Annotated in this window: 24 protein-coding genes and 1 pseudogene; 17 read left to right on the top strand and 8 right to left on the bottom strand. The window is 29.8% G+C overall.

Features of this window, described 5'->3' with window-relative positions:
- Position 1: 1 nt before the first annotated feature.
- Positions 2-1,393: a glutamate--tRNA ligase gene (gene gltX / locus FBE93_RS02170; RefSeq protein ID WP_087684555.1), complete on the bottom strand. Its 1,392-nt coding sequence runs from the start codon at positions 1,391-1,393 to the stop codon at positions 2-4.
- A 64-nt stretch (positions 1,394-1,457) separates the two neighbouring features.
- Between gltX and salC the strand changes: the two genes are divergently transcribed.
- Positions 1,458-2,273, top strand: coding sequence for a peptidylprolyl isomerase SalC (gene salC / locus FBE93_RS02165; RefSeq protein WP_002856474.1), 816 nt, complete (start codon positions 1,458-1,460; stop codon positions 2,271-2,273).
- A 37-nt stretch (positions 2,274-2,310) separates the two neighbouring features.
- Here the strand turns inward: salC and FBE93_RS02160 are convergent, their stop codons facing one another.
- The gene (locus FBE93_RS02160; protein WP_002854112.1) at positions 2,311-3,642 is read right to left on the bottom strand and encodes an acetyl-CoA carboxylase biotin carboxylase subunit; all 1,332 of its coding nucleotides are present in this window, start codon (positions 3,640-3,642) and stop codon (positions 2,311-2,313) included.
- 1 nt (position 3,643) lies between these two features.
- Complete coding sequence (gene accB, locus FBE93_RS02155; RefSeq protein ID WP_002866271.1) at positions 3,644-4,099, bottom strand: acetyl-CoA carboxylase biotin carboxyl carrier protein; 456 nt, start codon at positions 4,097-4,099, stop codon at positions 3,644-3,646.
- Positions 4,100-4,246: 147 nt separating this feature from the next.
- On the opposite strand from accB, the gene dcd reads away from it, so the two are divergent.
- Genes dcd through FBE93_RS02115 form a run of 8 tightly spaced genes read left to right on the top strand, consistent with a single transcriptional unit; the run spans position 4,247 to position 11,533 of the window.
- Positions 4,247-4,807 carry a dCTP deaminase gene (dcd, locus tag FBE93_RS02150; RefSeq protein ID WP_002856264.1) on the top strand — a complete coding sequence of 187 codons (561 nt, stop codon included), beginning with the start codon at positions 4,247-4,249 and terminating at the stop codon, positions 4,805-4,807.
- A 48-nt stretch (positions 4,808-4,855) separates the two neighbouring features.
- Positions 4,856-5,860 carry a UDP-N-acetylglucosamine 4,6-dehydratase (inverting) gene (pseB, locus tag FBE93_RS02145; protein ID WP_002933602.1) on the top strand — a complete coding sequence of 335 codons (1,005 nt, stop codon included), beginning with the start codon at positions 4,856-4,858 and terminating at the stop codon, positions 5,858-5,860.
- 1 nt (position 5,861) lies between these two features.
- On the top strand, positions 5,862-6,992 hold the full coding sequence (gene pseC, locus FBE93_RS02140; protein WP_002866273.1) for a UDP-4-amino-4,6-dideoxy-N-acetyl-beta-L-altrosamine transaminase: 1,131 nt from the start codon (positions 5,862-5,864) through the stop codon (positions 6,990-6,992).
- Positions 6,985-8,295, top strand: a complete 1,311-nt coding sequence (locus FBE93_RS02135; protein WP_048818631.1) for a DUF4910 domain-containing protein — start codon at positions 6,985-6,987, stop codon at positions 8,293-8,295. The genes pseC and FBE93_RS02135 overlap by 8 nt, the downstream gene beginning before the upstream one ends.
- Positions 8,292-9,077 carry an AAC(3) family N-acetyltransferase gene (locus FBE93_RS02130; RefSeq protein ID WP_002866275.1) on the top strand — a complete coding sequence of 262 codons (786 nt, stop codon included), beginning with the start codon at positions 8,292-8,294 and terminating at the stop codon, positions 9,075-9,077. The genes FBE93_RS02135 and FBE93_RS02130 overlap by 4 nt, the downstream gene beginning before the upstream one ends.
- Positions 9,078-10,586 (top strand): AMP-binding protein, encoded by a 1,509-nt coding sequence (locus FBE93_RS02125; protein ID WP_002866276.1) that lies wholly within the window; start codon positions 9,078-9,080, stop codon positions 10,584-10,586. It abuts the gene before it with no gap.
- Positions 10,573-11,295, top strand: a complete 723-nt coding sequence (locus FBE93_RS02120) for a formyltransferase family protein (protein WP_165434136.1) — start codon at positions 10,573-10,575, stop codon at positions 11,293-11,295. The genes FBE93_RS02125 and FBE93_RS02120 overlap by 14 nt, the downstream gene beginning before the upstream one ends.
- A gap of 1 nt (position 11,296) precedes the next feature.
- Entirely contained in the window at positions 11,297-11,533 is a 237-nt protein-coding gene (locus FBE93_RS02115) for a hypothetical protein (protein ID WP_002866278.1), read from the top strand.
- Here the strand turns inward: FBE93_RS02115 and FBE93_RS02110 are convergent.
- Positions 11,526-12,737, bottom strand: coding sequence for a DUF2920 family protein (locus FBE93_RS02110; RefSeq protein ID WP_012006746.1), 1,212 nt, complete (start codon positions 12,735-12,737; stop codon positions 11,526-11,528). The genes FBE93_RS02115 and FBE93_RS02110 overlap by 8 nt on opposite strands.
- A 91-nt stretch (positions 12,738-12,828) precedes the next feature.
- Between FBE93_RS02110 and pseF the strand changes: the two genes are divergently transcribed.
- The 4 genes and pseudogenes from pseF to pseH (FBE93_RS02090) all read left to right on the top strand — a co-directional run bounded on the left by pseF (position 12,829) and on the right by pseH (FBE93_RS02090) (position 15,428).
- Positions 12,829-13,527: a pseudaminic acid cytidylyltransferase gene (gene pseF, locus FBE93_RS02105; RefSeq protein WP_165434135.1), complete on the top strand. Its 699-nt coding sequence runs from the start codon at positions 12,829-12,831 to the stop codon at positions 13,525-13,527.
- Positions 13,511-14,335 carry a UDP-2,4-diacetamido-2,4,6-trideoxy-beta-L-altropyranose hydrolase gene (pseG, locus tag FBE93_RS02100; protein ID WP_165434134.1) on the top strand — a complete coding sequence of 275 codons (825 nt, stop codon included), beginning with the start codon at positions 13,511-13,513 and terminating at the stop codon, positions 14,333-14,335. The genes pseF and pseG overlap by 17 nt, the downstream gene beginning before the upstream one ends.
- Positions 14,332-14,775, top strand: a pseudogene (gene pseH, locus FBE93_RS02095) (UDP-4-amino-4,6-dideoxy-N-acetyl-beta-L-altrosamine N-acetyltransferase); the annotation flags it as partial. The gene pseG and the pseudogene pseH (FBE93_RS02095), both read left to right, overlap by 4 nt.
- Positions 14,776-14,918: 143 nt before the next feature.
- On the top strand, positions 14,919-15,428 hold the full coding sequence (gene pseH, locus FBE93_RS02090; RefSeq protein WP_002934480.1) for a UDP-4-amino-4,6-dideoxy-N-acetyl-beta-L-altrosamine N-acetyltransferase: 510 nt from the start codon (positions 14,919-14,921) through the stop codon (positions 15,426-15,428).
- Here the strand turns inward: pseH (FBE93_RS02090) and hisF are convergent.
- Genes hisF through pseA form a run of 3 tightly spaced genes read right to left on the bottom strand, consistent with a single transcriptional unit; the run spans position 15,393 to position 17,878 of the window.
- Positions 15,393-16,139, bottom strand: coding sequence for an imidazole glycerol phosphate synthase subunit HisF (gene hisF, locus FBE93_RS02085; RefSeq protein ID WP_002866282.1), 747 nt, complete (start codon positions 16,137-16,139; stop codon positions 15,393-15,395). The genes pseH (FBE93_RS02090) and hisF overlap by 36 nt on opposite strands.
- Positions 16,140-16,745: an imidazole glycerol phosphate synthase subunit HisH gene (gene hisH / locus FBE93_RS02080; RefSeq protein WP_072225876.1), complete on the bottom strand. Its 606-nt coding sequence runs from the start codon at positions 16,743-16,745 to the stop codon at positions 16,140-16,142. It abuts the gene before it with no gap.
- The gene (pseA, locus tag FBE93_RS02075; protein WP_002866284.1) at positions 16,742-17,878 is read right to left on the bottom strand and encodes a pseudaminic acid biosynthesis protein PseA; all 1,137 of its coding nucleotides are present in this window, start codon (positions 17,876-17,878) and stop codon (positions 16,742-16,744) included. Before pseA ends, hisH begins: the two co-directional genes overlap by 4 nt.
- 257 nt (positions 17,879-18,135) lie before the next feature.
- Between pseA and pseI the strand changes: the two genes are divergently transcribed.
- From pseI to FBE93_RS02055, 4 genes are read left to right on the top strand one after another with little or no spacing between them, the layout of a single operon-like run.
- Positions 18,136-19,167 (top strand): pseudaminic acid synthase, encoded by a 1,032-nt coding sequence (pseI, locus tag FBE93_RS02070; protein ID WP_165434133.1) that lies wholly within the window; start codon positions 18,136-18,138, stop codon positions 19,165-19,167.
- Positions 19,164-21,014 carry a motility associated factor glycosyltransferase family protein gene (locus tag FBE93_RS02065; RefSeq protein ID WP_048818633.1) on the top strand — a complete coding sequence of 617 codons (1,851 nt, stop codon included), beginning with the start codon at positions 19,164-19,166 and terminating at the stop codon, positions 21,012-21,014. The genes pseI and FBE93_RS02065 overlap by 4 nt, the downstream gene beginning before the upstream one ends.
- A gap of 20 nt (positions 21,015-21,034) precedes the next feature.
- Entirely contained in the window at positions 21,035-22,999 is a 1,965-nt protein-coding gene (locus FBE93_RS02060; protein WP_048818636.1) for a motility associated factor glycosyltransferase family protein, read from the top strand.
- Positions 22,986-24,884: a motility associated factor glycosyltransferase family protein gene (locus tag FBE93_RS02055; protein ID WP_048818634.1), complete on the top strand. Its 1,899-nt coding sequence runs from the start codon at positions 22,986-22,988 to the stop codon at positions 24,882-24,884. Before FBE93_RS02060 ends, FBE93_RS02055 begins: the two co-directional genes overlap by 14 nt.
- Before the next feature lie 27 nt (positions 24,885-24,911).
- Here the strand turns inward: FBE93_RS02055 and FBE93_RS02050 are convergent.
- Positions 24,912-25,148: flagellin (locus tag FBE93_RS02050; protein ID WP_257407226.1), on the bottom strand; the 237-nt coding region annotated here is incomplete at its 5' end.

Raw genomic sequence — 25,148 nt, 5'->3', positions numbered from 1 at the left:
TTTATTTTCCTCTAACTTTTAAAAAATTTTCTATTCTTTTTTTACACTCATCAACCCCTAAAAATTCTAATACTTCAAAAATACTAGGACTTACCGCACTCCCTGTTAAAGCTATGCGTATAGGCTGAGCCAAATCTTTTAACTTTGCTTCTTTTTTTTCTAAAAAATCATTTGTAAAATCTTCAAAATCTTTACCTGTTTTTTGATCTTTAAGTGTATTAGCAAATGCTTGGAGCAATTCTAAATTATTTTCGTTAACAAATTTTTGCACTGCATTTTCATCATAATTTTGCGGTGCATTAACTATGCTTTTTGCACCATTGATAATATCATGCAAGGTTTTTGCACGCTCTCTTAATAAATCAAGTAAAAATCCTGCCTTTTCATAAACAGATAAATCAAAGCCAAGATCTTTAAGCTGACGGTTAATCTCTTCAAAAGGCAAAGTTTTAATATAATGAGCATTCAACCATTCAAGCTTTTTAGCATTATAACAAGATGCGCTTTTATTGATATGATAAGGATCAAAAAGTTTTTTCAAATCTTCTAGTGAAAAAACCTCGTCATCGCCATGACTCCAACCTAAACGCACAAGAAAATTAAGCAAAGCTTGAGGTAAAATTCCCATTTCTTTGTATTCCATAACATCAGTTGCCCCATGTCTTTTTGAAAGCTTTTTACCATCTTCTCCATGTATCATAGCCACATGAAAAAATTTAGGAATTTTAAAACCCAATGCTTCATAAAGCACAATTTGTTTAGGAGTATTTGAAAGATGATCATCCCCACGAATCACATCGCTTACCCCCATTAAAGCATCGTCAATAACAACAGTAAAATTATAAGTTGGGGTTCCATCACTTCTTGCAATGATAAAATCATCCATTATATCTTCTGCTTTAAATCTCACCTCGCCTTTAACCCCATCTTCAAAAACAATCTCGCCACTTTGAGGCGCTTTAATACGCACAACAGGTTCTATACCCTGAGGTGGCGTGCCTGTAAATTCTCTATATCTTCCATCATATCTTGGGCGCTCTTTGGCGGCTTCTTGCTTGGCACGCAATTCTTCTAATTCTTCTTTACTCATATAACAATAATACGCTTTACCTTCATCTAAAAGCTTTTTAACATATTCTTTATAAAGATCAAAACGCTCTGATTGGTAAGTTACTTCTCCATCATGTTCTAAACCACACCATTTAAAAGCTTCGATAATTGCTTTAGTAGCTTCTTTGGAATTTCTTTTTAAATCCGTATCTTCAATGCGAAGTAAAAAATTTCCACCATTTTTTCTAGCGTATAAATAATTATAAAGAGCTGTTCTAAGTCCACCTATGTGCAAATACCCTGTTGGGCTTGGAGCAAAACGCGTTGTAAGTTTTTCGTGCATTTTTTGCCTTTTCTTAAATTTTTATTGATATAATGCGATATTTATACTTAAATAAAGGTTTGAAATGAAAAAAATTTTATTAAGTTTTGCATTTTTTGCAAGTTTGGCTAGTGCAAATACCATTAATGCTATAGCTGTAGTTGTAGACAAAGAGCCTATCACAACTTATGATATAGATCAAACTATGAAAGCACTTAAAATTGATAGAAATAAAGCTTTAGGCGTACTCATCAATGAAAAAATGGAAATTTCACAAATGAAACAACTGGGTATTGTAGTCAATGATCTAGAGCTTGATGATGCTATAAATAAAATGCTTGCTCAAAACAAAACCACTTTAAATGCTTTCAAAGCAAATTTAAAATCCAAAAATCAAAGCTATGAACAATTTCGTACAAATTTTAAAAAAGATTTAGAAAAAAGAAAGCTTTATGAAAAAATCGCAAGTATGGCAAAAACTGACTTTAGTGATGATGGAGCAAAAAAATTTTTCGAACAAAATAAAGATAAATTCACTTTTTATACACAAATTAATGCAAATATTTATCTATCAAACAATCCTCAAACTTTAGAAAATATCAAAAATACAAAAAAAACAATCCTTAAACCACAAAATGCATCTTTAAACACAAGCAATGCCGATCCAAGACTTTTAGGACTTTTATCGCAAATTCCTGTTGGAGGCTTTTCCCCTGTTTTAAATGGAAAAAATGGCTATGAACTCTATGAAGTTAAAAGCAAAGATGGGACACAAACTCCTGAATACGAACAAGTTAAAAATGAAGTTTTAAACGCTTACGTAAGTGAACAAAGACAAAATTTCATACAGGATTATTTTGATAAACTCCGCTCTAAAATCAATATAGAATATTTAAGATAAAAATTACAATTAAAATTTCCCTTATAATAGGGAAATTTTAATGTCTTGCAAGATAATTTGTATCGTAATTATTATTAATAAAATCAGGATTTTCCATCATGGAAAGATGAAAATCTTTAGTCGTTTTTATCCCACTTATAAGCAATTCATCTAAAGCTACTTTCATCTTTGCAATAGCTTTATTACGATCTTCTGCCCAAACTACAAGTTTGCCTATCATAGAATCATAATAAGGAGGCACGCTATAGTCTTGATAACAATGACTTTCCATTCTTACATTGCGTCCTGCTGGTGGAATGTATTTAGTAATCTTACCTGGACTTGGCAAGAAGGTTTTAGAATCTTCAGCTGTGATTCTACATTCTATAGAATGCCCATTAAGCTTAATACTTTCTTGAGATGGTAAGGCATAACCTTCTGCTACTTTAATCATTTGTTCTATGATATCAATCCCACTTACCATTTCACTTACACAGTGTTCAACTTGCAAACGCGTATTCATTTCTATAAAATAAAAGTCTAAATTTTTATCTACTAAAAACTCAAAAGTTCCCGCACCTTCATATCCTATAGCTTTAGCTGCCTTAATAGCAGTTTCATGAAGCCTAGTGCGTGTTTTTTCATCTAGTAAAATTGCAGGGGATTCTTCTATAAGTTTTTGATGGCGTCTTTGCATAGAACAATCTCTTTCGCCCACATGAATCACATTACCAAAACTATCTCCTATAACCTGCACTTCTATATGGCGTGGATTTTGTATGTATTTTTCCATATACATAGTACCATCACCAAAAGCTGTCATAGCCTCACTTTCAGCTGACCAGTACGCTTTTTCAAGATCTTTTTCATTTTCAACCACACGCATACCACGACCGCCACCACCTGCAGCTGCTTTTAAAATCACAGGATAGCCTATTTCTTTAGCAAGTTTTTTAGCCGCTTCAGCTCCTGCTAAGGCCCCATCACTTCCTGGGATTACGGGTACACCTGCTCTTTGCATAACTTGTTTTGCTTTTGATTTATCACTCATTAAATTCATAGCTTCTACAGAAGGACCTATAAATTTGATGTTATGTTTAGCACAAATTTCAACAAAATTTTGATTTTCGCTTAAAAATCCATATCCTGGAAAAATCGCATCTGCTTCAGCAATTTCAGCTGCTGTGATAATAGCTGGGATATTTAAATAACTTTCAGAACTTCTTGCTTTGCCTATGCAAATGCTTGCATCAGCGTATTTTAAATACAAAGCATCTTTATCTGCTTCAGAATACACACAAATTGCTTTTTTACCCATTTCTTTAATCGTTCTTAAAGCACGCAGTGCTATTTCTCCACGATTAGCAATTAATATGCTTTTAATTTCCATTTTATAATTTCTCCACCGCAAATAAAGGCATTCCAAATTCTACAGGCTGACCATCAGCAACTAAAATTTCAGCGATCCTACAATCAAATTCTGCTTCAATTTCATTCATGATTTTCATCGCTTCGATAATAGCTATAGTATCGCCTTTTTTAACTGTACTACCTACTTTTACAAAAGGTGCTGCACCTGGGCTTGGAGCTTGATAGAAAGTTCCTACCATAGGGCTGTTTATACTTGGTTTGTTCGATTTTGCGCTTTGACTAGGTTGAGCTTCATTTACAACGCTTACATTGATAGGTTGTGGAGCTGGAACTGGAGGACAAACAGGAGCTGGAACATCGCAGCACATATCTCTTTCAAGTTCTATTTCAAAACCATCTTGTTCTTTGATCTTAATTTTACTAATATTTGCTTCAGCAAAAAGGTTTACTAACTCTTTAATTTCTTCTTTTGTCATAAAATTCTCCTACAAAATTTAAGAACTTAATCTTGTATTATATAAAAAAACTTGAAATTTAACTTTAAAAAAGAAAAAAATCATAAAAAATATAGATTTTTTAGGTTATAATCCTTATAAAAAATTACTAATATTAAAAGGTTAAAAATGGGCTTAAAAGCGGATAATTGGATAAGAAAAATGGCATTAGAACGCAAGATGATCGAACCATTTTGCGAAGCAAATATAGGAAAAGGTGTGGTAAGCTATGGGCTTTCAAGCTATGGTTATGATATACGCGTAGGGCGTGAGTTTAAAATTTTTACCAATGTTAATTCAACTGTAGTGGATCCAAAAAATTTCGTAGAAGAAAATGTAGTAGATTTTGAAGGTGATGTATGTATAGTTCCTGCAAATTCTTTTGCCCTAGCTAGAACTATAGAGTATTTTAAAATGCCTGATGATGTTTTAGCTATTTGTCTTGGCAAAAGCACTTATGCAAGATGTGGTATCATCGTCAATGTTACTCCTTTTGAGCCAGGTTTTGAAGGACATATCACTATAGAAATTTCAAATACTACGCCTTTACCTGCAAAAATTTATGCCAATGAAGGCATAGCGCAAGTGTTGTTTTTACAAGGCGATGAAAAATGCGACACCACTTATAAAGATAAAAAAGGCAAGTATCAAGCCCAAACTGGCATAACCTTGCCAAGAATTTTAAAATAGGAACACTTGTTGCTTTAATTTAAAAAAACTTAAGCAAAGGAAGGCAAAATGTTTAATGGAAAAAATATCTTAATCACAGGCGGAACAGGCTCTTTTGGAAAAACCTATACTAAGGTTTTACTAGAAAACTATAAACCTAATAAAATCATCATTTATTCTCGTGACGAACTCAAACAATTTGAAATGGCAAGCGTTTTTAATGCTCCTTGTATGCGTTATTTTATAGGAGATGTAAGAGATAATGAGCGTTTAAGTGCTGCTATGCGTGATGTGGATTTTGTTATACATGCTGCTGCGATGAAGCATGTGCCTATTGCTGAATATAACCCTATGGAATGTATAAAAACAAACATCCACGGTGCGCAAAATGTCATCGACGCTTGTTTTGAAAATGGGGTTAAAAAATGTATCGCTCTTAGCACAGATAAGGCTTGCAATCCTATAAATTTATACGGCGCAACCAAACTTGCAAGCGACAAGCTTTTTGTCGCTGCAAACAATATAGCAGGTAACAAACAAACACGCTTTAGTGTTACAAGATATGGCAATGTTGTAGGTTCAAGAGGATCAGTGGTGCCTTTCTTTAAAAAACTCATCAGCGAAGGAGCTAAAGAACTTCCTATCACCGATACAAGAATGACTCGTTTTTGGATCAGCCTTGAAGATGGAGTAAAATTTGTACTGAGTAATTTTGAAAGAATGCACGGAGGAGAAATCTTTATCCCTAAAATTCCTTCGATGAAAATCACCGATCTAGCCCATGCTTTAGCTCCTCATTTAAGCCATAAAATCATAGGTATAAGAGCAGGAGAAAAACTACATGAAATCATGATTTCAAGCGATGATAGTCATTTAACCTATGAATTTGAAAACTACTATGCTATAAGCCCTAGCATTAAATTTGTAGATAAAGATAATGACTTTAGTATCAATGCTCTAGGCGAAAAAGGACAAAAAGTAAAAGATGGTTTTTCTTATAGTTCGGATAATAATCCTTTATGGGCAAGCGAAAAAGAACTTTTAGAAATCATCAATCACACCGAAGGTTTTTAAAATGCTTACCTATTCTCATCAAAACATCGATCAAAGCGATATAGATACGCTTACAAAAGCTTTAAAAGATGAAATTTTAACAGGGGGTAAAAAAGTAAATGAATTTGAAGAAGCCCTTTGTGAATATGTGGGCGTAAAACACGCTTGTGTATTAAACTCAGCCACTTCAGCCCTTCATCTTGCCTACACAGCACTAGGCGTCAAAGAAAAAATCGTTTTAACTACTCCTTTAACCTTCGCTGCTACAGCTAATGCGGCCTTAATGGCTGGAGCTAAGGTAGAGTTTATCGACATTAAAAACGATGGCAATATCGATGAAAAAAAACTAGAAGCAAGACTTTTAAAAGATAGTGAAAATATAGGAGCTATTAGCGTAGTGGATTTTGCGGGCAATAGCGTTGAAATGGATGAAATTTCAAACCTTGCTAAAAAATATAATATCCCTTTAATCGATGATGCAAGTCATGCTTTGGGTGCTTTGTATAAAAGTGAAAAAGTAGGAAAAAAAGCCGATCTTTCTATCTTTTCTTTTCACCCTGTTAAACCTATTACCACTTTTGAAGGCGGAGCTGTGGTGAGTGACAATGAAGAGCTTATCGCTAAAATCAAGCTTTTAAGAAGCCATGGTATCATTAAAAAAAGGCTTTGGGATAGCGATATGGTAGAACTTGGCTATAATTACCGCTTAAGTGATGTTGCTTGTGCTTTAGGGATAAACCAGCTTAAAAAACTCGATCACAATCTTGAAAAAAGAGAAAAAATCGCAAGTTTTTATGATAAAGAATTTGAAAAAAATCCTTATTTCTCCACGATAAAAATCAAAAACTATAAAAAAAGCTCGAGACATTTATATCCTATTTTGCTTTTTCCTGAATTTTATTGTCAAAAAGAAGAACTTTTTGAAAGCTTACTTCATGCAGGAATTGGCGTACAGGTGCATTATAAACCAACTTATGAGTTTAGTTTTTATAAAAAACTCTTAGGAGAAATAAAACTCCAAAATGCGGATAATTTTTACAAAGCCGAGCTTAGCATACCTTGTCATCAAGAAATGAATCTAAAAGATGCAAAATTTGTAAAAGATACTTTATTTAGCATTCTTGAAAAAGTTAAAAAGGGATATTGTGGATAAGCTAGACTTTAGAAATCAAGATTTTAGCCAAACTGGAAAGGCTATGTATGAACTAGCTTGTGAACTTTTTCCTATCCCTAGAAGCATCACAGGGCAAGGTTTTAGAGCTAGTTTAGAAATTTTAAATAAAACTCTGGGGGGGGGTATACTCAAATTTCACTCTATAAAAAGTGGTACAAAGGTTTTTGACTGGATAGTTCCTGATGAATGGAACGCCAAAGAAGCCTATATCATCACTCCAGAAGGAGAAAAAATTTGTGATTTTAAAAAGCATAATCTACACCTTCTAAACTATAGCGAAGCTATCGATCAAGAAATCGAACTAGAAGAACTTCAAGATCATCTTTACTCCATAGAAGAAATGCCTGATGCTATTCCTTATGTAACGAGCTATTATAAAAGGCGTTGGGGATTTTGTCTCACACATAATGAAAGAAAAAAACTCAAAAAAGGCAAATACAAAGTCTATATCGATGCAAAACATGATGAAAATGGGGTTTTGGACTATGCTGATTTTATCCTACCTAGCACGCAAAACTCAAAAGATGAAATTTTAATTTCAACCTATCTTTGCCACCCTTCCATGGCAAATAATGAGCTTAGTGGCCCTGTGGTGGCTATTTTCTTAGCAAAATGGCTTTTGAATTTAAAAGAAAGAAAATATAATTACCGCTTTGTCATCATCCCTGAAACCATAGGCTCTATAGTCTATCTTAGTAAACATTTAGAACATTTAAAAAAACATGTCAAAGCAGGCTTTGTACTTTCTTGTATAGGCGATGATCATGCTTACTCACTCATACACACACCTAAAGAAAACACTCTAAGCGATAAAGTCGCCCTGCATACGCTTAAAAATAAAGAAAATTTCAAAGCTTTTAGTTTTTTAAATCGTGGAAGCGATGAAAGACAATACAATGCTCCGCTTGCAAATCTTGGCATAGTAGGAGTATGTCGCACAAGGTATGGTGATTATGATGGATATCATAACTCAAAAGATGATCTCAATTTTATCTCTGAAAAAGGTTTAATGGGCGGACTTCAAAGTATGCAAGAAATGATTTTAAATCTAGAAATCAACGCTATATATGAAAACACCATAGTATGCGAACCCAATCTTGGCAAAAGAGGGCTTTACCACACTATAAATAAAGGAGTTAAACAAAAACCTATAAGTGCCGATTTTCTAGCATACTGTGATGGACAAAATGACATTATCGATATAGCCAATATCTTAAATATGCAAGCTTATGAATTTAAAGAACTTTTGGAAAAAATAAAATTTTATGGACTAGTAAAATGAAATATTTTTTAGAACACAACGACAAAAAATACTCCGATAAAGATTTAATAGATGCTTTTTATCAACTAGGTATAAAAAGAGGCGATATTTTATGCGTACATACAGAACTTTTTAACTTTGGCGTGCCTTTGCTTTCTAGAAATGAATTTTTACAGACTATACTCAATTGCTTTTTTGAAGTTATAGGCAAAGAAGGCACTTTGATCATGCCAACCTTTACTTATAGTTTTTGCAAAAATGAAGTTTATGACAAACTTAATTCTAAGTGCACCGTAGGAACATTAAATGAATTTTTTAGAAAACAACAAGGAGTAAAACGCACAAATGATCCTATATTTTCTTTCGCTATAAAAGGAGCAAAAGAAGAATTGTTTTTAAAAAACACAACAAGTTGCTTTGGAGAAAATTCTGTATATGACACTTTAGTTAAAGAAAATGGCAAAATAATACTTCTTGGCACAAAAATTGCAGGATATACTTTTACTCATTTTATCGAAGAAAAAATTAAAGTACCTTATAGATATTTTAAGGAGTTTAAAGGTAAAATTATATTAGAAAACAAAATGCCAAAAGAAATAGTAATAAATTATTATGTAAGAGATTTAGAAGAAAATTCAAATTTGGATGTGTATAAACAAATTGAAATTTTAAAACAAAATGATAATTTTAAACTCCAACAATTTAGTAATTCTTGCATTGTTCTTATTAATTCTAAAGCTTACCTAGAAGACACTATGCAAGCTTTAAACCAAAATTTAAAATGTTTATTAATGGAGCCATAAATGACAACCCACATCTATGATTTCCTAGAAAAAAGTTTAATCAAATTTAGCGAAAAAACTGCTTTTGTAGAACCTTTTGCCAAGGAAAGAAAAGAAATCACTTATAAAAACTTTGATCTTTTTTCTAAAAAACTAGCCAGTGAAATTTTGAGAAATCTAGGAAATGATAATCCTATCCAAGTTCCTGTTTTAATCATCTTACCTAAAGGGATTGATTGTTTGATTTCATTTTTTGGAGTGGCATTAAGTGGAAATTTTTATACCCTTTTAGATGAGAAAAGTCCTAAAGAAAGAGTAGAAAAAGTTATAGAAGTTTTAAAACCTAAACTTTTTATCACTTCAAAGAACTTAAATTTTAATTTAAATTTACCTACACTTTATACGCAAGACTTTGAAGGTTTTGATATAAATGAGAGTTTGCTAAAAAATGCAAAAGAAAAACACATAGATACTAATTTACTTTATGTTTTCTTTACTAGCGGGAGCACAGGCATTCCTAAAGGAGTAAGCATAGCTCATAAAAGTGTGATTGATTATACTTTTTGGGTATGTGAGACTTTTAAATTTGATGAGAATGAAATTTTAGCCAATCAAGCGCCATTTTATTTTGACAATAGCATTTTAGATATTTTTTCAAGTGTAAAATCAGGAGCGACTTTACATCTTTTACCTAATCATCTTTTTGCCTTTCCAAATAAAATTTTAGAATGCCTTGAAAAAGAAAAAGTAAGCACTATATTTTGGGTACCTTCGGTGCTGATTTATTTTGCAAATACTGAAGCTTTGAATAATTTTAGTTTAAACACCTTAAAAAAGATACTTTTTTGTGGTGAAATCATGCCTAATAAGCAGCTAAACATTTGGCGTAAACACTTACCCAATGCTTTATTTGCGAACCTTTATGGTCCAACAGAAATCACTGATGTATGTTCTTTTTATATCATCAATCGCACTTTTAAAGATGAAGAACTTTTACCTATAGGTAAAGCATGTAAAAACACAGAACTTTTAGTTTTTGATGAAAATATGAATTTCATAAGCCCTAAACAAATAGGTGTTAAAGGAGAGCTTTTCGTGCGTGGAACTTCTTTGTCTTTAGGGTATTATAATGACAAAGAAAAAAGCAAACAAGCTTTTATTCAAAATCCTTTGCATGATAATTATTTAGATTTACTCTATAAAACAGGTGATATTGTTTCTTATAATAAATTTGGCGAACTTTTATGCTATGGAAGAGCAGATAATCAGATCAAATATATGGGACATAGAATAGAGCTTGGAGAAATAGAAAGTGTGATAAATTCTCATGAAAGTGTAAAAAACAGTGCTTGTATTTTTAAAGAAGATATTATTTGTTTTTATGAAAGCAAAGATGAGCTTGATCTTAAAGCTTTTTTAAAAGATAAATTACCTTCTTATATGATCCCAAAAAATTTTATTAAAATCGATAAATTTAAGCTTAATCAAAATGGTAAAATCGATAGGAAGATTTTAAATGAAAAAATTTGAAAATATTTACATTATAGGTACAGGAAAAGTTGCTAAAGAATGCCAAAAAATAGCTAGTGGTTTTTTTAAGCAAGAAGTAATTTTTGTAAAAAATATAGAAAATTTGGATGATTTCTTTAAAAATCTTAAAAATTGCCTCATCATCAGTGCTAATAATTTTTATATTTTCAAAAAAGAATGTATTCAAAATAACGCTATTATTAACTACCATAATGCTTTATTGCCTTTTCATAAAGGATGTAATGCTCATATTTGGAGCATATGGGAAAATGATAAAAAAACAGGCATTACTTGGCACATGGTTGAAGAAAGTATCGATACGGGTGCGATTTTAACTCAAAAAGAAATAAAGCTTGATGATAATTTTACCGCCTTAAGTCTTTTAAACACTCAGCACAATCTTGCTATGGCTTCATTTAAAGAAGCTGTAGAAAATTTAGAAAATAAAGCACTTAAAGCTCAAATTTCAAAAAAAGGATATCACAAAAAATTGGCTTTGCCAAATGAAGGTTATTTAGATCTTACTTGGGATAAAGAAAAAATTTCTCGCTTTTTAAGAGCTATGGACTGTGGTGTTTTAAGTGGAGTGCCCAAAGCTAGATTAAAAATCCTAGGAGAAGAAAAAGAAATTTTGTTTTATGAGATCAATGAACTTGATTTAATTTTGAATTTAAGCGATAATACTCTTTTAAAAATCACAAAGGAATAAAATGCAAAATACAGTAGATTTAATCAAACAATTTTTCATCAACATAGATAGAGCCGATATAGATGAAAACATGGAAAATCTTTTAAGCGAGGATATTATAGATAGTATAGATATCATGTCTTTAGTTGCTGAAATTGAAAAATTTTATAAAAAGCCCTTAAAAGCCGAATTTATCAAAGCAGAAAATTTTGAAAGTTTTAAAACCATACAAGATATGATAAATCAAGCCTTTAAGTAATGATTAAGGTAAATTTATCTTTATCATCTTCAAAAATAAATTTTTGATCCCTACAAGGATAAGAGATGGAATTTTCTTGCATAAAAGATTTTCTTCCTTGTAGTTTTTCAAGCATTAAAGGAAGTTCTTTTCTAAATAAAGCTTTATTACTGATTCTCATCCCATGTTTTAAATCTTTTATAAATCTTCCATCTATCTCACTTTCATCTTTTATCAAATACAAAGTCGCATCATAGCCTAATTCTTTGTATGCTAAAAAAAGAGTTTGTTTATCTTTGGCTGTATTAAACTCATCTTTTAAACTATGATAAGATATAAAAATGATATTTTTGTTAATATTAGCCTGTATGGTTAAATGAGAAGAATTTAGCAAAGAACGAATCATATAATTTTCATTAGCAATAAAATAAGACGAATTTTCATCCTCTCTAATCCAATAAGTTTTGATAAACATTTCTATTAGCGTATTAGGATCATTGTAAATAAATTCAGGTTTATTTAATTTTCTTCCTATGATACACTCTAGTAATGGCAAAACAGTTCCTGAATTATCAATCACGCCATCCACATACCAAGGAGCTATTTTTGCTATGAGTAAAGATAGGTATCCTCCATAAGACCCCCCCCCATAAATTTTTGGTAAATCTGCAAATTTTGGAAAGCGTTTCACTAAATCTTTTAAAGCATTGATATGATCGATAGCAGGCATAATGCCAAAATTTTGATAATCCCCGTTAGGTGGGATAAAAGTTGAACTCAATTTCGCTTGATAATTTTGTACCAATCTTCCTTGTGATTTTAAAGTAGTAATATTCTGATTGAGCAATTCATAACATTGATGTGCATTTTGAATATCAACATCTATCTTAATACCTATATCTAATAAAGCTTGAGATAAATTTGACACATCCTCTTTTGTAAACATTGTAATTGCACTATATTTCTCAACATTTGATCTTCTGTGACAAAAACAATGATAAAAAACATGCACCGCTACAACATCAAATTTTTTAGCAATATATTCTCTATCAAAGTCTAAAAAAGAAATATTTGCATTAGCTCCAAAACCACCCACTATAAAAACTATAGCTTTGATATCTTTTTCATCATCATAACTTATACGGTATTCAAGCTTACTGGTTCTTTTAATACCTAGTTCTACATCATCACAAGAATCGATTTCAAAGGTTTGATTTATAAGCACTATTCCACCCTCTTTGCATTATTTTATTGTATTTTAAAGACAATTATACTTAAATTTTAGTAAAATACAACACAAAAAACAAGGCTTAGCTATGAAAAATCTTTGCATCATCCCTGCTCGTGGTGGATCAAAAAGAATTCCTAGAAAAAATATCATTGATTTTCTAGGTAAACCTTTAATCGCTTATAGCATAGAAAATGCTTTAAATTCAGGTATTTTTGATGAAGTAATACTTTCAAGCGATGATGAAGAAATCATAGAAGTAGCCTTAAAATATGGTGCAAAAGCTCCTTTTGTGCGTGATAAAAATTTAAGCGATGATTATGCTTCAAGCACTGCTGTAGTGCAAAATGCTATAGAAATTTTACAAAGCCAAAATCAAATTTATGATAATGTCTGCTGCCTTTATGCTACTGCTCCTTTGTTAAACAAAGATATTTTAAAACAAGCCTATGAAAAATTTATCCAAAATCAAAGCAAGTTTTTATTTGCTGCCACTGAGTTTGAGTATCCTATACAAAGGGCTTTTTATCTAAATGAAAACAATCAAGTTTATATGTTTGATGAAAAACATTATAAAAGCCGCTCACAAGACTTAACAAAAGCTTATCATGATGCAGGGGCTTTTTATTTTGGTACAAGTAAAGCTTGGCTTGAGGAAGATTGTATGTTTAAACCTCATTCTGGCGTATTTGTATTGCCAAGAAATTTAGTTTGCGATATAGACACCATGCAAGATTTGGAATTTGCAAAAATACTTTATAAGGCAAATCATGAAAGTACTTTTTAGAAGCGATAGCTCGAGTCAAATAGGCTTTGGACACATTAAACGCGATCTAGTCTTAGCTAAACAATACGATGATGTAAGTTTTGCTTGTTTGCTTTTAAAAGGCTCTTTGATTGATGAAATTCCTTATCCTGTTTATGAGCTTAGCAGTGAAAGTATCTACGAGCTTATTAATCTCATCAAAGAAGAAAAATTTGAACTTCTTATCATCGATCACTATGGCATCAGCGTAGATGATGAAAAACTGATCAAGCTTGAAACAGGGGTAAAAATCTTAAGCTTTGATGATGAATTAAAGCCTCATCATTGTGACATTTTACTCAATGTCAATGCTTATGCAAAAGCAAGTGATTATGAAGGTTTAGTACCTTTTAAATGCGAAGTAAGATGTGGTTTTTCTTATGCTTTAATCAGAGAAGAATTTTATCAAGAAACCAAAGAAAATAGAGAAAAAAAATACGATTTTTTCATTTGCATGGGCGGAACAGATATCAAAAATCTTTCCTTGCAAATCGCTAGCGAATTACCTAAAACAAAAATCATAAGCATTGCAACTAGCTCTTCTAATCCCAATCTTAAAAAATTACAAAAATTTGCAAAATTACATAGTAATATTAGATTATTTATCGATCATGAAAATATTGCAAAATTGATGAATGAAAGCAATAAACTCATCATCAGTGCAAGTTCTTTAGTCAATGAAGCCTTACTTTTAAAAGCAAATTTTAAAGCCATCTGTGTTGCTAAAAATCAAGAAAAACTAGCCAATTGGTTAGCTCAAAAAGGCTATGAAGTGGAGTATAAGTATTGATAAAACTTAAAAATTTCACAGAACTTAACCCTCAAGAAATAGAGCTGATTTTTAAATGGCGCAATCACCCCGATATCAGTCAATTTATGAAAACAAAACATATTGATTTTGAAGAACATTTAAGATTTTTAAAAAATTTACATCAAGATTCTAGCAAAAAATATTTTTTAGTTTTTCAAGATGAACAGATTATCGGTGTGATTGATTTTGTCAATATCACAACTAAATCTTGCGAATTTGGACTTTATGCAAAACCTGATTTAAAAGGCGTAGGACAAATTTTAATGAATGAAATTATAAAATACGCTTTTGAAAACTTAAAAGTAAATACTCTTAAAGCTTATGTTTTTAAAGATAATCACAAAGCTTTAAAATTATATCAACAAAATCATTTTACTATTTACGATGAAGATAAAAATATCTTTTATATAAAACTTAAAAATTATAACTATAAAAAGCAATTTGCAAAAAGAATAAGTAAACTGGATAGGGGGGGGGTAAATACAAATATTAAAAATATTTTAATGACAAATTTTTTAAAATTACTCAATATAATATAAAAAATAAAAATATTGTTTTTTTAATGCAAGATTATCGATGTAATATTCTTTTAAAAAACTACATCAATTTAAATTATATTGAAAAAGAAAAAATCAGAAAATATAGAAATCAGCCAGAAGTTAAAAAATATCTCTATCAAACCCATTTCATATCAAAACTAGAACATAAAAATTTTATCAAAAAACTCAAATATAATACTAAAAAATCTTATTTTTGCGTCATATTAGACAATCAAATTATAGGAAATATAAATTTTTACATCAGAGAAAATGAAATAGATTTTGGATTTTATGCTAATCCATTTTCCAAAATATTAGGCATAGGAAGAATTTTAGAACAAATTGGTATTTATTATGCTTTTAAAATTATAAATGTACCTATACTTTCGTTGGAAGTTTTTAGCAATAACACACAAGTAATCAACCTACACCGCAAATTTGGTTTTAGCATTGTACAAGAATTTTTCATAAAAAAACAAAAAATTTTAAAAATGAGTCTAAAGCAATCTGACTGCAAAGCCTTGCTTAGCTAATTCTTCTTTTACATCTTTAGGGGTGTACTTAGAAAAATGAAAAATATAAGCCCCTGCTAAAGCATCAACACCCAAATTTAAAGCCTTAACTCCATCACTTGGCTTGCCAAGTCCTCCATTGACAATAAGAGGAATTTTAAGTTTATTTTGAAAGATCTTTAAAAGTTCTAAATCATAACCCTTTGCTTTTCCTTCAAAATCCACAGAAGTTAAAAGAAGCTCTCCAGCTCCTTTTTTTTCATATTCTAAAGCAAGTTCTAAAGGACTTTTTTCAAGTAAATTTCCCCTATCATAAACACAAAATTGCTCTCCTTTTCTTTTAACATCTATAGAACAAACTATACATTGAGAACCAAAACGATTTGCTGCTTTACTTATAAAATCTTTATCTTCTAATGCTTTAGAATTGATAGAAATTTTATCCGCACCTAAATTTAAAATCTTTTGTATATCTTCAAGAGTTTTTATCCCGCCACCTATAGTTAAAGGCATAAAACATTCTTTAGCAAGATCTTCTATACTTTCAAAGTCTATCTCACCACTTTTTGAAGCATCTATATCTAAGATAATAAGCTCATCAACATTGCGCGCATTATAAATTCTCATTGTTGAAGTTAAATGCCCGATGGTACGAAAATTCTTAAATTCTATACTTTTAACAAGTTGAGAATTTTTTAATAAAACACAAGGGATAATTCTAGTTTTTAACATTCAAAGCCTTACAAAATTTTCTAAAAGTTTTAAGCCTAAATTTTGACTTTTTTCGGGGTGAAATTGCGTCGCAAAAATATGATCTTTTTGTAAAGATGCAACAAATTTATGCCCGTATTGTGCTTTAGCACTTACAAACTCATCTTTACATCTCACATAAAAAGAATGTACAAAATAAAAATCACTCTTATCTTCTATGTCTTGATACAAAGGTTCTTGTTTTAAAATTTCAAGTTCATTCCAACCCATGTGTGGGATTTTTAAATTTAAATCCTCTTCAAATTTGACTACTTCACCTTCTATAAAACCAAGTCCTTCGCAAACTCCACCTTCATAGCCCCTTTCTAAAAAAAGCTGCATTCCCAAACAAATGCCTAAAATAGGTTTTTTTTGCACCAAAACTTGCTCTTTTAAAGCTTCTATAAAACCAAGTTCTTTTAAATTTTTCATCGCTTCTTTAAAAGATCCCACTCCAGGTAAAAGCAATTTATCTGCTTTTTGCAAATCTTTTGGATTTTTAGCTATGAAATTTGTAGCTCCTATTTTTTCAAAAGCCTTAGCAACGGAGTTTAAATTTCCTGCCTTATAATCAATGAGTGCTATCATTTTAAAACACACTCGTCTTTTCTTACCAAAGAACCATCATAATCTCTTATAAATTTGCCATTTTCATCACGTTTAAAGATTTTTTTATTAGTAAAAGAATCTACTATTTTTTGAAATTCTTCCTCGCTAAAACCACTGAATTCAAGGTATTTTTTAATAGCTTTTTTAGGGGGTTTACCATCGTATTTTTGCACCAAACGCACCCCTTCTTCACGGCTGATATAACCTAAACGAATATCCAAACAAGCATTATCCGTTGCTCTACCAAAGCCATATTTACAGTATTTTAAATAATCATGCACATGATTAGAATAACAATCTAAATTTTCAAAATTTTCATAAGTAGTCTCAACAGGATGATCTAGAGTTAAAAAACCATATTTTTTAGAAATTTCAAGAATTTTTTTATAGTCCCATTTAAAATAATACCCTAAAAATAGCCCAGTAACCCCTACTCTTTGAAGTTCTTCATTAATTGGATAAGTGTAAAAATAAACATCTTTTTGAGTAATACCCTCAACACCTATCATATCGCTAATGCGATTTCCTAAAAGTCCGCCAAATTCTTCTAGCCACTCTCTGTCTAAAATATTCTTATTTTTACTACTCGCAGGACCACCATACTCTATCTGCGGACTTTCTCCCCAGATGATCAAAGGCACTCCAAAATTTACCGCTATGCGTGGAACAGAAGTAAAAATTCCCAAATGGTTTTGCCACTCATTATCCCCTGTTCTTATAAAAGCTTCACGGGCAAGTTTTTGATAAACTTTTGGATCACGCTTGATATGGATCAAATCCACACCCAAATGATTTAAATTGTCTAAATTTTTGCGACCTATTTTCGTAGGCACACTAGGCTCAAAACACACACACAAAGGATTAAGTCCAAGTTCAAGCATTTTAACCACTTGAAAAGTAGAATCTTTTCCACCGCTTACTCCGATAACGCAATCATAGACAGGATGTTTTTTGTATTTTTTTACAAGCTCAAAAAATTCTTTTTCTCTTTCTTGCCAATTGATTTTTTGATTTTTAGCTTCTTGAGAACGACAAGCATCACAAATTCCTTCTTCATCAAAATGTAAATCAGGTTTAGTATCTGGCATCACACATTTTTTACAAAATTTCATAAATTTCCTTTAGTTAGTCTTGAATATATATCGTTATAATTAAATTTTATTTTATAATTTTATGTATTTATATTATATAAAAATTAAAAAATGAATGAATTCTATGATTTAAATCCCTATGGCATTTTTTGAATAAAACCAAGCAAAATCATAACAAAGTCGTAATATTTATATAATATAAATATATAAATTGAATAAATATATAATATAATTATATATTATTTATAGTCAGGAAATTTATCAAAAGAAAGAAAAACATGCAAATAGGAAATTTTAACACAGATAAAAAAGTTTTTATCATAGCAGAACTTAGTGCAAATCACGCAGGAAGTCTTGAAATGGCACTTCAAAGTATAAAAGCAGCCAAAAAAGCAGGTGCTGATGCGATAAAAATCCAAACCTACACTCCAGATAGCCTCACGCTAAATAGCGACAAAGAAGATTTTATCATCAAGGGTGGGCTTTGGGATAAAAGAAAACTTTATGAGCTTTATGAAAGTGCAAAAACCCCTTATGAATGGCATTCTCAAATCTTTGAAACCGCACAAAATGAAGGCGTACTTTGTTTTTCAAGTCCTTTTGCCAAAGAAGATTTAGAATTTCTAAAACGCTTTGATCCTATAGCCTATAAAATCGCTTCTTTTGAAGCTAATGATGCAAATTTCGTACGTTTAATCGCCAAAGAAAAAAAACCTACTATCGTTTCAACGGGCATTGCTACAGAAGAAGAACTTTTTAGAATCTGTGAAATTTTTAAAGAAGAAAAAAATCCTGACTTGATCTTTTTAAAATGCACTTCAGCTTATCCTGCTGCCATAGAAGATATGAATTTAAAAGGCATAGTAAGTTTAAAAGAAAAATTTAATGTTGAAGTGGGACTAAGCGATCACAGCTTTGGTTTTTTAGCTCCTGTTATGGCAGTAGCACTTGGAGCTAGAGTGATAGAAAAGCACTTTATGTTAGATAAAAGCATAGAAAGTGAAGACAGTAAATTTAGTCTTGATTTTGATGAATTTAAAGCTATGGTAGATGCAGTTAGACAAGCTGAAAGTGCTTTAGGCGATGGCAAGTTAGATTTAGATGAAAAGGCGCTTAAAAACCGTGTTTTTGCAAGAAGTTTATATGCAAGTAAGGATATCAAAAAAGGTGAAATTTTCAGCGAAGAAAATGTAAAATCAGTGCGTCCTTCTTTTGGACTACATCCTAAATTTTATCAAGAACTTTTTGGAAAAAAAGCTAATAAAGATATAAAATTTGGTGAAGCTTTAAAAGAAAGTGATTTTAGATGAATAAAGATCTTTTTTTAAAAAATACTCAAGCCTTATTTGAAGTAGATCAAATATTAGCCTATAAACTGCGTAGTTTAGAAAAAATTGATTTTAAAATACTGCAAAATGAAAATGGGATTAATTTTATAAAAGATGATATTTCGCTTTATAAAAATCCTAATCAAGAGCTTTTAGAAAATTTAACTCTTTTTAAAAGCGAGTATGAAAAATATCCTGTATTATTTTTTTATGGTTTTGGAAATGGTATGTTTTATAAAGCTTTATGTGAGAATAAAAACCATAAACATATCATAGTTTTTGAAGATGAACTTGAAATTTTAGCTCTTGCTTTTCATTTGTTTGATTTCAGCAAAGAGTTAAAGAACGAAAAATTAATTTTATTTTATACTCCAGAAGTAACAACAGCACAATTAACAACTCTGTTTATATATGAAAATATTCAAAAAAGTGTAAAAATTTTTAATTTATATATTCATAATAATTTTTATGAAAAATTTTATACTCAAAAAATAAAAAAATTGAATTATAAACTTATGGAAACTATTAAATACATAGTATTAAATAAAGGTAACGACCCTTATGATTCTATAATTGGGATAAAACATACTTTAAATAATATTCCAAAACTTTTAAGTCATGGTATTTTTCAGGATTTTTTAAAAAAAAGAAAAGGAAAAGTTAAAAATGCCATCATTGTTTCTACAGGACCAAGTCTTACTAAACAACTTCCTTTATTAAAACAATACGCAAATAAAGCTACGATTTTTTGCGCCGATAGTGCTTATCCTATTTTAGCAAAACACAATATTAAGCCCGATTATGTTTGCATGCTAGAAAGAGATGATATAGTTTCTAAGTGTTTTGACAACGATTTTAAAGAATTTGATAAAGGAATTTTGTTTATCCTAGCTTCGGTAGTTCATAAAGAAGTTATTGAATTTCTTGAAAGAAATAATAGGGAGTATATGTTGGTGCATCGTCCTTTACACTTTGCCATATCATTAAATCTTAAAGAATTTGGTTATATTGGGGTAGGAGCAAGTGTTGCTAATATGGCTTATGAACTAGCTGCAAGTCTAAGGCATGAAAATATCATTTTAATAGGACAAGACTTAGCTTACGCAGAAGATGGAAGTTCTCATCCAAGAGAGCATATCTATGGAAACCAAGGGGAAAAATTACGCGGTGAAGTCTATACACTTGCTTATGGAGGAGAAAAACAAGTAAGAACTCAACTTACTTGGAACTTATTCCGACAAGCATTTGAAAAAGATATTTTTTGGGCAAAAGAAAAATTAAAAATCAACACTTATAATTGCACCGAAGGAGGTGCTAGGATAGAAGGAACTATAGAAAAACCTTTTCAAGAAGTATGCGAAACCTTACTTAAGGAAAATCTTAAAAAACCATTTGATAAGCCTAAAATTTTGGAAAAAAATAAGATAAAAAATAAATTTTTACAAACTCAAAAACTATTAATTAAAAATGTCAAACAAAGTGAAGAATTTATAAAAAAATGTCAAAATGAGCTAAAAAAACTTGACTTTGAACTCAATAAATTGGAACTTAATTTATCAACCTTGGAAAAAATCAAAAAAAATCTTTTAAAATTTTTTAGTGAATTTAAAAAACTAAAACTATTTAATGAGCTTACTCAAGCTATATATTATCATAATGAATGCGAAATTATGTATTATGAAGTTTTAAATGATTTAGAACAAGATAAAAAAATTGAAGATTTTTTAACCAATCAAAAAAAATGGTGGTTGCAAAGTTTTGAGTATTTAAATACTCAAAATCAAATCATAAAAGAAACTTTAAAAAAATACAAAAATGACGATATTTGATAAAAAGCAGAGAGGGAAATATGAAATTTAATTTAAACCAAAAAGAACTCTTTAATAAAAACATTGAGGCTTTAGGTAATATTCTTTTAAAGGAAAGTTTAAAAGAAATCAAGTCTAGTAAATTTGAACTTATCTTAGGTAAAGATAATCTTGATATCAATCTAAAAAATACAAATGATAATACTTTTCTTTATGGAAATGTTATTGATGAATTAAACTCTATGCTAAATACTTACAATGATAAATACCTACTTTATCCTGTATTGTATTTTTATGGTTTTGGAAATGGAATTTTATTTAAAGCTTTATTACAAAATAAAAATCATCAACATATTGTTGTTTTTGAAAAAGATATAGAAATCATTTGGGTGATGTTTCATATCTTAGATTTTTCAAATGAATTACAAAAAAACAATTTAATTATTATCAATACCAATATTTTAAGCGAATTTGATCTATCAAATTTCTACAAAAAAGCTAATAGTATTTTTTTACAATTTTCTAGAATTTATTTTTTAGAACTTATAAGCAATTATTATGAAAGATATAACGAAGAAATTTTAAAGCTTAATAATACCATTTTATCAACAATAAAAATATCTATCATACAATACGGCAATGATTCTATAGACAATTTGATGGGAATAAAACATTTTATTTATAATCTTTCAAAATTACTTACTCATCCATATAGTGAAATTTTTCTCAAAAAAAGATATAAATTAAGTGATACAGCCATCATTGTTTCTACAGGACCAAGTCTTACTAAACAACTTCCTTTATTAAAACAATACGCAAATAAAGCTACGATTTTTTGCGCCGATAGCGCTTATCCTATTTTAGCAAAACACAATATTAAGCCCGATTATGTTTGCATGCTAGAAAGAGATGATATAGTTTCTAAGTGTTTTGACAACGATTTTAAAGAATTTGATAAAGGAATTTTGTTTATCCTAGCTTCGGTAGTTCATAAAGAAGTTATTGAATTTCTTGAAAGAAATAATAGGGAGTATATGTTGGTGCCTAGGGCTTATGATTTTTTTTACTATCTTAATCTAGCAAAATATTTTCAACCTATTGATGGAATGGTAAGCGTTGCGCATATGAATTACTGGTTAGCAAAATTCTTGTCTCATAAAAATATAATTTTTATAGGACAAGATTTAGCTTACAGCAAAGATCAGTCCTCTCATGCTAAAGATTTTATACACGAAAAACTACATGAAGGACATTTTCAAAAAGATGAAAATCTTTTCACAAGTACCGCCTATGGTGGAAAAGATAAAGTAGAATCCTCGTATTTTTGGAATCTTTTTAGAGAACTTTTTGAAACTTGGATAAGTTATGATAAGAATTTTATAAATATCTATAATTGCACAGAAGGAGGCGCTAGAATAGAAGGAACCATAGAAAAACCTTTTCTTTGGGCTTGTGAGAATTTACTTAGTAAAGATTTAAATAAACCTTTCCCTAAATTAAACCCTTTGAATATAAATAAGCAAAATGAATTAATGCTAAAAACATATAATAAAATTTATAAAAGCATTTATCATTGCAAAGATTTTAATAAAAAGTTACTACAAGAATATAATGAAATCAAAGAACTGTATTTAACTTTAGAAAATTTACAAATAGAAGAAAGTAAAGAGCTTTTAAATTTTATTATACAAAAAATTGATATAGTTAAATACCAAATTGATGATGCTAAAAATATGCAAGATTTATATGAAATTTTAGGACCCTTATTGGTTCAGTTTGAACTCAATTTAGCAAGAATTTATGTTTTAAATCCCAAAACACTAGAAGATAGTTTTAATAAATCATTAATTTGGATAAAAGAACACTTAGAATGGATAGAAATGATTTATGGACATATACAAGCACAAGAAAATGCCTTGTTTGAAAATATTATCCCATTGGAACAAAAACTTGAAGAAAGAAAAATGCAAAAATACCTAGAAAGGATAAAAAATGCAAATAAATGAAATTTTTAAAAAAAATTTAGAAGCTATGCAAGGAAGTGCGCATGAAAAGCTAAAACATAAACTTAAAAATTTTCAAGAACTTAGAAATTTTTCTTTTCACATAGGATCTGATCCTATAGATATCAATATTATCGATAAAAAACATTTAAAAAAAATTTATCAAAATCCTATAAAAGAACTTGAAGAAAATTTAAAACTTTATCAAGAACAATATACTAATTATCCTTTTTTATTTTTTTATGGTTTTGGAAATGGAATTTTATATAAAGCATTAGCAAAAAATTCACATCATAAAAGAATCATTGTTATAGAAAAAGAACTAGATATTATATTTATAACTCTAAATCTTATAGATTTTAGTGAAGATTTGCTTAAAGGGCGCATAGTTATTATCCATGCACTTGATTATGATAATAACATAGCAGAATTAATTTTTGGATTAAAAGAAATTAATCTTTTTTTAAAAACCTATCAAATTAATTTACATTCATCCTTTTACAAAATTTATCAAGAAGATATTAAAAAAATCAACAATGTCAACCTTCAAACTATAAAATATCTTACCTTAAAAAAGGGCACAGATCCTTTAGATGCTATGATAGGCATAGAACAAGCTATCTGGAATTTACCGCAAATGTTTAAACACTATAGCTATAAAGAATTACTAGATAAAAGAAAAAATCTTAGTAAAAATGCTATCATTGTTTCAACAGGACCTAGTCTTACTAAACAGCTTCCACTTTTAAAACAATATGCAAATAAAGCTATAATATTTTGTGCCGATTCTTCTTATCCTATACTTGCAAAACATAATATTAAACCTGATTATGTATTATCCTTAGAAAGAATACCATTAACTTCAGAATTTTTTAATAACGATTTTGGTGATTTTGATAAAGATATTTTATTTATTTTACCAGGATTAACCCACCCTAATTCAATTAAATATCTAAATAAATTTAAAAAAGATTATATGTTAGTAGCTAGATATCTACCTTTCATCATTTCCTTAGATCTTAAAGAAAACGGCTATATAGGAGGGGGTATGAGTGTAGCTCATAGTGCTTATGAACTGGCTATTTTACTAAAGTGCGAAAATATTATTTTAATTGGACAAGATTTAGCTTACAGCAAAGAAGGAAAATCTCACACAGAAGATTATGTCAATTTATCGTTGCATGAAAAAGATTTTGAGCAAAATAAAGGTCGTTTTACTACTACAGCTTATGGTGGCAAAGGAATGGTTGAGAGTTCTGAAGTTTGGACAATCTTTAGAAAAATTTTTGAAAACTATGCTATAAACAATCAAACAAAAATTAATACTTATAATTGCACAGAAGGGGGTGCTAGGATAGAAGGAACCATAGAAAAACCTTTTAAAGAAGTATGTGAAGAATTGTTAATAAATAATATCAAAAAACCTTTAAAAAAATTAAAGAAAAAAACAAAAAAAGAACAATTTGAATGCATGTTAAAAAGCTATCAAAAAATTAAAAAAAATATGCAGCTTGCATTAAATTTTCAAAAAGAGTGCAAAAAAACTCTTGGAAAAATTCAAAAAATCACTCAAAAAAACAAATACATAAATCTAGAAAATGTTATAAAAGATATAGATCTTATAAGAGAAAAATTAAGCCATAAGAAATACTTTTTCTTACATGAAATTTTAGGACCCACCTTACATCATGAAGAAAGTTTAATTGCTCCTATTTATACCCAAAGCGTTCATAATGAAAGTCAAAGACAAAATAAAATTTTATCTTGGATCTATGCTAACGAATCTTTAATCGAAACTATAATAGATCTTATAGAAAGTCAAAACACGAGATTAAAAAAAGCTATCATTCCCTTGCAAGATGAACTAGAAAAAAGAAATTTGATCTAAAGAGCAAAATTCTGCTCTTTAGAAAGATTATTGTAAAAGTTTTAAAACATTTTGTTGTACAGCATTTGCCTGACTCATAGCGTATGAGCCTGACTGGGCAAGTATGTTGTACTTAGAAAAATTTGCACTCTCACTTGCAAAGTCTACATCTCTTATAGTTGATTCTGCTGCTTTAACATTCACTTGAGTTACGGTGATGTTGTTTATAGTAACTTGAAGTTGATTTTGCACTGAACCAATGTCTGCTCTGATTTGATCAAGATT

Origin of the sequence: Campylobacter sp. CFSAN093229, from assembly GCF_011068225.1 — a bacterium.
In the GTDB taxonomy this organism is placed as follows: domain Bacteria; phylum Campylobacterota; class Campylobacteria; order Campylobacterales; family Campylobacteraceae; genus Campylobacter_D; species Campylobacter_D jejuni.
The sequence above is the reverse complement of the archived record's forward strand: the minus strand, read 5'-3'. Positions and strand labels throughout refer to the sequence as shown.

Bases quoted from the DNA above. Each gene is read 5' to 3' on its own strand.
- gltX (WP_087684555.1), bottom strand. From the start codon at position 1,393: ATGCACGAAAAACTTACAACGCGTTTTGCTCCAAGCCCAACAGGGTAT.
- salC (WP_002856474.1), top strand. From the start codon at position 1,458: ATGAAAAAAATTTTATTAAGTTTTGCATTTTTTGCAAGTTTGGCTAGT.
- FBE93_RS02160 (WP_002854112.1), bottom strand. From the start codon at position 3,642: ATGGAAATTAAAAGCATATTAATTGCTAATCGTGGAGAAATAGCACTG.
- accB (WP_002866271.1), bottom strand. From the start codon at position 4,099: ATGACAAAAGAAGAAATTAAAGAGTTAGTAAACCTTTTTGCTGAAGCA.
- dcd (WP_002856264.1), top strand. From the start codon at position 4,247: ATGGGCTTAAAAGCGGATAATTGGATAAGAAAAATGGCATTAGAACGC.
- pseB (WP_002933602.1), top strand. From the start codon at position 4,856: ATGTTTAATGGAAAAAATATCTTAATCACAGGCGGAACAGGCTCTTTT.
- pseC (WP_002866273.1), top strand. From the start codon at position 5,862: ATGCTTACCTATTCTCATCAAAACATCGATCAAAGCGATATAGATACG.
- FBE93_RS02130 (WP_002866275.1), top strand. From the start codon at position 8,292: ATGAAATATTTTTTAGAACACAACGACAAAAAATACTCCGATAAAGAT.
- FBE93_RS02125 (WP_002866276.1), top strand. From the start codon at position 9,078: ATGACAACCCACATCTATGATTTCCTAGAAAAAAGTTTAATCAAATTT.
- FBE93_RS02120 (WP_165434136.1), top strand. From the start codon at position 10,573: ATGAAAAAATTTGAAAATATTTACATTATAGGTACAGGAAAAGTTGCT.
- FBE93_RS02115 (WP_002866278.1), top strand. From the start codon at position 11,297: ATGCAAAATACAGTAGATTTAATCAAACAATTTTTCATCAACATAGAT.
- pseF (WP_165434135.1), top strand. From the start codon at position 12,829: ATGAAAAATCTTTGCATCATCCCTGCTCGTGGTGGATCAAAAAGAATT.
- pseG (WP_165434134.1), top strand. From the start codon at position 13,511: ATGAAAGTACTTTTTAGAAGCGATAGCTCGAGTCAAATAGGCTTTGGA.
- pseH (WP_002934480.1), top strand. From the start codon at position 14,919: ATGCAAGATTATCGATGTAATATTCTTTTAAAAAACTACATCAATTTA.
- hisF (WP_002866282.1), bottom strand. From the start codon at position 16,139: ATGTTAAAAACTAGAATTATCCCTTGTGTTTTATTAAAAAATTCTCAA.
- hisH (WP_072225876.1), bottom strand. From the start codon at position 16,745: ATGATAGCACTCATTGATTATAAGGCAGGAAATTTAAACTCCGTTGCT.
- pseA (WP_002866284.1), bottom strand. From the start codon at position 17,878: ATGAAATTTTGTAAAAAATGTGTGATGCCAGATACTAAACCTGATTTA.
- pseI (WP_165434133.1), top strand. From the start codon at position 18,136: ATGCAAATAGGAAATTTTAACACAGATAAAAAAGTTTTTATCATAGCA.
- FBE93_RS02065 (WP_048818633.1), top strand. From the start codon at position 19,164: ATGAATAAAGATCTTTTTTTAAAAAATACTCAAGCCTTATTTGAAGTA.
- FBE93_RS02060 (WP_048818636.1), top strand. From the start codon at position 21,035: ATGAAATTTAATTTAAACCAAAAAGAACTCTTTAATAAAAACATTGAG.
- FBE93_RS02055 (WP_048818634.1), top strand. From the start codon at position 22,986: ATGCAAATAAATGAAATTTTTAAAAAAAATTTAGAAGCTATGCAAGGA.